Raw genomic sequence first — 6,994 nt, 5'->3', positions numbered from 1 at the left:
GCGCCTCCCCGAGAGCCCGCCCGCCCAGCCGGCGCCCTCCACCCTTTTTTATGATTCGGCGTCCACCGATATCTACACTTGGACTTTCGTCGGCTGCGTCAGTTGTGTTTAAGCGCCAGGACGCGCACTGCGCGTCCGCCCCTTCGGCGTCCTTCGCCTCGTCGACTCGGCCGCCCACCAACGGCGAAGGCGGGCCAGGGCCGGCTCGGGGCGGATGGGTAGTTCGCGGACCCGGATGCCGGTGCGCTGGATCCGCCAGAAGTACAAGCGGCTCAAGGCCAAGCGGAAGGCCATCGCGAAACTGCGGGAGATCGCCCAGCGATATCCCTGCATGTCCGCGCACTGGCGCCTCACCGTGGACGCCTCGCTGATCTGACGACATCGCCACGGTCCGAGAGTATCTAGCCGAGATCGCGCTCACGGTCTTCAACGTGGGCGCCCCGAGGACTGCCACTGCTGCTCGGCGGCTAGGGAAGGGGACCGTTGAGGTTGAGTCGGTGGAGGGCCAGGGCAAGGTGGAGGCGTGTGCGTCCTTGCGGGGTGTCGGGGGCGAACCCGAGAGCAGCGGTCAGCTTGGGTAGGCGCGCCTGGAGTGTGGAGTGGTGCAGATGCAACGCGGTGGCCGCCTGGCGGAGGCTGTCGTGGGCTTCGAGGGCGGCCAGGGTTTCCAGTGCGCCGGTGCCGGCTCTTTCTGCCGCGCGTAGCGCGCGCACATCCTCGATCAACGCGTTGTGCGGGGAGACGTGTTCGGCCACGAGGGCCAGGCCGCCTAGGGCGTCGTAGTTGAGGTGGCGCGGACCGTGGACCTCGGCTGTCAGCCGCAACGCGGTCAGCGCTCCGTGCCATGATCGCGGCAGCCCACTGATTTCCACGGCGGGGCCCAGCCCGGCTCTTGGCCCGTGCTCAGTCCCGATGCTGGGTCCAAGGCTTGCGGTGGGCTCGGTCGTGGCGTCGACGACGATGGCGGCGGTCACGTGTCCGAGGCGAGTGCTCCACCGGTTGATCGTTGGATCATCCGGGTTTCCCAGCAGGGCCGCGACCCTGAATCTCGCCGCGGGAAGGGCGAGTCTGCGCACGGCCTGCGTGCGGGCTGCGGCTGTGGCCTCGGGTGAGAGCAGCACTTCCACGCTGGCCGGGTCGTGTGTGGCGGCCCGGCCGCGGGTTCGGTCCAAGACGATGCCCGCCCCGGCCGCGAGGCGTTCGAGAACGATGGCGTCGGTGGGCAGCGGCATGCCGGTGCGTTCGAGCCAGACCCGGCCTGCGGTCGTACCGCGTAGTGCGGTGCCGGGCCAGGAGGGAACGTGTGCCGCCGGTTCCAGCCGGTGGCCGTCGGGATGGATGCGCACCAGGACGTGCCGGTCGGGATCGGCCAGTCCTGCCGTGCAGCCCGAGAGGATGGCCCCGGCCCTGACGAAGGCATCGAGGCCGGCCCGCTGCTCGACGAGGGTGTCGAAGTAGGCGATGGCGCGCACCGCGTCCCCGGCGGCGGGATCCAGTGCCGAGAGCTGTTGGAGCAGTTCTTCCACCACTGGACCATATCCGCCATATGGCGGATGACATGAGCCATCCGGCGGTGGATCGGGCGGCGACCGGCCAGGACACTGGGGCGGCGAACCGCTGAAGGAAGGATCCGAGTATGTACTCCCGACCACCGTTCGACCCCGAGTTGGCCGCAATCCTGGCCACCTATCCGCAAGAGGTGCGAGAACTCGGCTGGCTCGGGCCGGCCGATATCCCCGCCTACCGAGAGATGAACGCGACGGTGCCCGGCGGGGCCGACGCGGCCGCGCTGCGCCGGGACGGGGCCGTCGAGATCGAGGAACGCACGGTGCCCGGCCCCGCCGGGGCGCCGGAGATCTCGCTGCTCATCATGCGTCCTACCCGCGGCGCAGGCTCACGCCCGTGCATTTACCACACCCACGGTGGCGGCATGATCTCCGGCAACAAGTGGGAGCTCTCCCACGTACTCGCCGAGTGGGTGGATGTCCTCGGCGTCGTCGGGATCTCGGTGGAGTACCGGCTGGCTCCCGAGCATCCCCATCCCGCACCCGTCGAGGACTGCTATGCCGGGCTGGCGTGGGTCGCGGCCAACGCCGACGAGTTGTCCATCGACCTCGAACGGCTGATCATCTGGGGCACGAGCGCGGGCGGTGGACTGGCAGCGGCGACGGCGCTGCTGGCTCGGGACCGCGGCGGCCCGGCCCTGGCCCACCAGATGCTGCAGGCGCCGATGCTCGACGACCGCTGCCGGACCCCGTCCAGCCAGGAACTCGACGGCGAGGGATTCTGGGACCGCCGGGCCAACCTGACGGCATGGACCTGCCTGCTCGGGCAGGCCAGGGGCGGGCCCGAGGTCTCGCCCTACGCGGCTCCGGCCCGCGCGGCAGACCTGAGCGGGCTGCCCGCCACCTACATCGACACCGGCCAGGTCGACACCTTCCGGGACGAGTCCATCGACTACGCCGCGCGGCTGTCCCGGTCCGGAGTCCCGGTCGAGTTGCACGTGTGGCCGGGGGCCTGGCATGCCTTCGCCACCGCCGCGCCGCAGGCGGCCATCTCGCAACTCGCCATCGCGGCCAGAACGGCCTATCTCAAGCGCGTCCTGGACTACTGATCCGAAAATGACAGCGGATCGACTCGTCAACAGGCGGGGTGGGCCACCGGTGCAGCGGCGCGGTGGCGCCGCACCGGTTCTCTGCGCGAACTCGGGAGCGAGCCGGACGTGCCCACTTCGTTTTTCGACCACCCCCATGAACCCCGGGGTCCACGCAAGCTGACCCAGCCCCGAAAAATGCCGGGTCCGGCGAGAATCGCCTCTCCGGCGTCTCATCAGCCGAGCTGACGAACCACAGGTCAGCGCACCGCTTCCAACCATGATCAATGAGACCGTTCCCGCGCGCTCGGGTGCGGCGGGGGCTTCGCCGGTGCGAGGGTGTGCCGGGGTTCAGGTTCGTGTGGTGAGTCGTGCGAGTGCCGTGTCGTACCGTGCCTGGACTTCCGTGTCGGGTGTTGCGCGCAGCAGTGCGGTGAGTGCCCGTACCGCGCCGTCGTCGTAGCCGGCGGACTCCGCCTCCCGCGCGGCGAGGTCGAGTTGGGTGATGCCCTCGGTGTGGTTGCCGAGTCCCAGCAGTGCTTCTCCCCTGATGGTGAGCAGCAGGACGTGGGGGATGTCGGTGGTGTCCGGTTGGTTGCCGAGGGCCAGGGCGTGGGTCGCGGTGCTGAGGGCCTGGTGCCAGTGTCCGGCATCGGTTTGGTGGCGGGCGAGGTGCTGCATCGCCAGCCGTTCCATCCTCTGGTCGCCGGTCTCGCGTGCCAGCTCGACCGCGCGTTCGCAGCTCCTCGCGGCCTGGTCCAGGCGGCCGAGGGAGGCTTGGACCATGGCCAGCACGATCAAGGCGTTGGCCTCGGCGAACGCGTCACCGGCGCGGGCGGCGAGCGCGGAGGCCGCTTCCAGGTGGACGAGTGCTTCCGGGGTGCGCCCTTCCTCGGTCAGGACCCAGCCGAGGACGTTGAGCACCCGGGCCTCGCCGTGCTCGTCGGCGTTGGCGCGCGTGGCCGTGAGGGCGGTCTCCAGGAGCGGTACCCAGCCGTCGCGGACGCGCCACACGATCAGTGGCCACATCGTCATGACGATGCGCCAGGTTCTGTCGTGCAGTGCGGCGGCGTGCGCCGCGGCGACCGCCTGGGTGAGGTTGTTGCGCTCGGCGGCGTACCAGGCCACGGCGGCGGACCGGTCGCCGAACTCCCGCACGGCGGCCGGCGGCAGGAAGTCCGCCGGAAGTGGAAAGCAGTCCTCCGTGCCGGGCTCGGCCGCCGCGACGGCGCCGGTGGCGGTGGTGATGTAGTGGTCGAGGACGCGCTTGAGCGTGTCGGGCTGGGCGTCCAGGCCGCGGGCGTAGAGCCGCACGAGGTCGTGCATCGTCCACCGGCCGGGTGCCGTCTCGGTGAGCAGGTGCGCGACGGCCAGGCGCTCCAGGGTGCTCTCGGCGGTGGCGGGGTCGGTGCCGGCCAGGGCGGCCGCCGCGTAGCGGTCGACGTGCGTGCCCGGGTGGCGGCCGAGGGCGGCGAACAGACGGGCGACGTGCGCCGGGAGTTGTCGCAGGGTCAGGCGCAGCGCGGCCCGCACGCCGGTGTCCTCCAGGTCCAGCAAGCTCAGCCGCCGTGTCTCGTCGGACAGTTCGGCAGCCATCGTTCCCAGGGACCAGTCGGGTCGCCCTGCCAGACGGGCTGCTGCCACCCGCAGGGCCAGCGGCAGCCCGCCGCACAGCTCGGCGAGCCGGAGCGCGGCGGCCGGCTCGGCGTGGACCCGTTCGGTGCCGAGGATCCGGGCCAGGAGCATGGTGGCGTCCTGGGGGGCGAGGACGTCCACGGCGACGGGCCGGGCGGTGTCGGTGACGATCAGTCCCGGCAGCCGGTGCCTGCTGGTGACGACGGTGACGCAGCGGTCGCCGCCGGGCAGGAGCGGCCTGACCTGTTCGGAGTCACGCGCGTTGTCGAGGACGACGAGGAGTTGGCGGTCGGCGGCCAGGGCGCGGAAGAGTGCGGCCGCGCCGTTGGCCGACTCCGGTATTCGCTCCTGCGGCACGCCCAGGGCCAGCAGGAACTCGCGCAGGACCTCGACGGCGGCCGGCTCGCCGGTGTCGCTGAAGCCGCGCAGGTCGGCGTAGAGGCGCCCGTCGGTGAGTCCGGCGGGGTCGTGGTGGGCCCAGTGCAGGACGAGGGCGGTCTTCCCGACCCCGGCGGGCCCGATGACCAGGCAGACCGGGGCCTCGCCCGCCGTGGCCCGGGTCAGGGCGGCGAGCTCAGAGGCCCGTCCGTGAAAGGCGCGCGGTGCGCGCGGCAGCAGATCGGGCGTGCTCGTGTTCAGGGTGGCCTCCGGTGCGGCGGCGGGCGGCGGGGCGTCCGCCGTGCGGGCGGGGCGGGGCCGGCCCAGGCTCGCGGCCTCCTCCAGCTCCCGGGCGTCGGCCGCGTCCAGGCCCAGGGCCTTCGCCAGGGCCTGGACGGTGCGGCGCTGCGGCCCCCGGGAGCGGCCCTGCTCCAGATAGGACAGGGTACGTACGCTCACCCCCGCGGCGTGCGCCAGGTCTTCCTGGCTGAGCCCCGCCCTGCGGCGCAGACCGAACAGCAGCGTGCCGAAGGAACGGTCCGCCGGTGCGTACGAGGCCATGCTGAAGCTCTTCCCGTGTTCGACGTGGCCCCGCCGAACGCCGAACCTCAACCCGCAAAAGTATGCGGTACGTACTTTTGCGGGCGAAATTGCATGGTTGGCGCCCGCCCGCCCAGGTTGGATCTAGACCTGAGGAAGACGACCCCGGGAGCCAAACCGGGGAGTACTGCCCCTTCGCCGAGCCCTCGTCCCGCCGGGACCTGAAAGGCCCGGCGAGCGGGTAGCCGGTCGCTTCCCCGCTGTCCGTCCCGCGAGGACGCGCTGCCCCGATGCAGCGGCAGGCGCTCTCGCGGGCTCCTCGCCGCGCGCCACCACACCTGCGCGGAAGAGCTTTCAGGGAGTACCACCCGATGTACCTGCATCCGACATCCACCATGCGCCGAGCCGGAAGGCGGCTGGCGGTGCTGCTGCTGGCCATGGCCGCCGCCTGCGGCCTGGTGAACGGCCTCGCCGCGCCCCACGCTGACGCCAACACCACCCAGCGGTGGACCGACATCGACTGGGACATGACGGGCTACGACTCCGCCGCGCGCCCCAGCTCGGCCGCCGCCAATCAGTCCGGGGAATACCGGCGTGTGGTGGACCGGATGCGCGAAGTCGCCGGCCAGCCGATGGCAGGCCTCCCGAACGCCCCCTACTTCTCGGACACGACGGTCCGCGGGCGTGAAACCGCCACCAACCGCGTCATCCGGGTGCTGGTGTGGTCCAACGCTGTTACCCCCAGCAACCCCAGGGGCGAGCGGCGGGCCGATGTCGCGCTGTACTTCTCCGTCGACAACCTGTACTTCATGGGCTTCTCCTCCCACGGCCTCCACTACCGTCTCAACGCCCCCTACACCGTGCGCCTGGCGGAGGAGATGCGGGTCCGCTTCAACATGCCGACCGCTCCCTTGCTCAACACCATCAGCTCCGACGGGGGCTACGCGTCGCTGGCCGCGAACCCGACGTGGCGCGGTGACCAGCCGTACACGGCGAGCAACTTCCTGACGCACTTGAGTGCCCTGGACACCGCCACCTCGGGGAACAGGAACTCCAACGCAGTGCTTCGGGCCATGGCCTACTTCATCGGCGCCACCTCCGAGGCGGCCCGCTTCGGCTGGATCGAGAATCGCATCGCCAGCGTTCTCATCTACAACGGGGACCCGACCGAGACGTCCCGCCCGGCAAACATCGGCCGGTTCGGCACGGACCTGGAGAACAACTGGGACACCCTGTCCACGGTGGCTCACCGGAGCGCACGGGGACAGAACACCACCGCCGTGAACATCGACGGGCGCCAGTACGCGGACTGGGAGGACATCTACGGCGGCGAAACCGCCAACCCCATCATCGTCCCCTTCCTCGCCATCCAGGGCAGCGGCCTCTGACCCACCACAACGCCACGGCGGCCGGGGCCCGATCCACCACGGACCGGGCCCCGGCCGCCGGCGGACTCCGGCGATCCGGGCCACGCAGGCCGCGGAGGCGGTGGTGGCGAGGTTGCGCAGCTGCCCGGACGCGCGCGCCTGCACGGTCCCGGGCCGGGTATTTGCCTTGGGCGCCGAGTAGGGGTACTGTCAGCCAGTCGCTCGGCAGGGAGCACCGGACACGCATCGGCGCGGACGGTCCCGCGGTGGCCAATCCTTTCGAAACACCACTTCCCGGTTCGGGCTGGGTCGCGTCTTGTCGCGGCTTGGTTCTTATTCGGCGTGTTCGTTTTATTGGATTGCGGTCGATTCGCTTTTCGGAGCGAGGATCGGCTAGAGTTTGAAACGTCGGACGGGGCGTCAAGCCGCAGAAGACACCAGCGAGTTGGATGAACGAAGCGCCGGAAACGGAGCGGAAAAC

Annotated in this window: 5 protein-coding genes; 3 read left to right on the top strand and 2 right to left on the bottom strand. The window is 70.9% G+C overall.

Features of this window, described 5'->3' with window-relative positions:
* Positions 1-214: 214 nt before the first annotated feature.
* Positions 215-376, top strand: a complete 162-nt coding sequence (locus ACFWPT_RS40455; protein WP_380488004.1) for a hypothetical protein — start codon at positions 215-217, stop codon at positions 374-376.
* 91 nt (positions 377-467) lie between these two features.
* Here ACFWPT_RS40455 and ACFWPT_RS40450 read toward each other — a convergent pair whose 3' ends face one another.
* Entirely contained in the window at positions 468-1,526 is a 1,059-nt protein-coding gene (locus ACFWPT_RS40450) for a helix-turn-helix domain-containing protein (protein WP_380488002.1), read from the bottom strand.
* Between the two features lie 110 nt (positions 1,527-1,636).
* Here ACFWPT_RS40450 and ACFWPT_RS40445 point away from each other — a divergent pair, with 110 nt between their 5' ends.
* A complete protein-coding gene (locus ACFWPT_RS40445) occupies positions 1,637-2,614 on the top strand; it encodes an alpha/beta hydrolase (RefSeq protein WP_380380813.1) in 978 nt (325 codons plus the stop codon).
* A 330-nt stretch (positions 2,615-2,944) separates the two neighbouring features.
* On the opposite strand, the gene ACFWPT_RS40440 is transcribed toward ACFWPT_RS40445, so the two are convergent.
* The gene (locus ACFWPT_RS40440) at positions 2,945-5,167 is read right to left on the bottom strand and encodes a helix-turn-helix domain-containing protein (RefSeq protein WP_380488000.1); all 2,223 of its coding nucleotides are present in this window, start codon (positions 5,165-5,167) and stop codon (positions 2,945-2,947) included.
* A gap of 350 nt (positions 5,168-5,517) precedes the next feature.
* On the opposite strand from ACFWPT_RS40440, the gene ACFWPT_RS40435 reads away from it, so the two are divergent.
* Positions 5,518-6,534: a ribosome-inactivating family protein gene (locus ACFWPT_RS40435; protein ID WP_380487998.1), complete on the top strand. Its 1,017-nt coding sequence runs from the start codon at positions 5,518-5,520 to the stop codon at positions 6,532-6,534.
* Positions 6,535-6,994: the final 460 nt, after the last annotated feature.

The sequence above is a fragment of the Kitasatospora sp. NPDC058478 genome (assembly GCF_042720345.1).
Taxonomy (GTDB): Bacteria; Actinomycetota; Actinomycetes; order Streptomycetales; family Streptomycetaceae; genus Kitasatospora.
The sequence above is the reverse complement of the archived record's forward strand: the minus strand, read 5'-3'. Positions and strand labels throughout refer to the sequence as shown.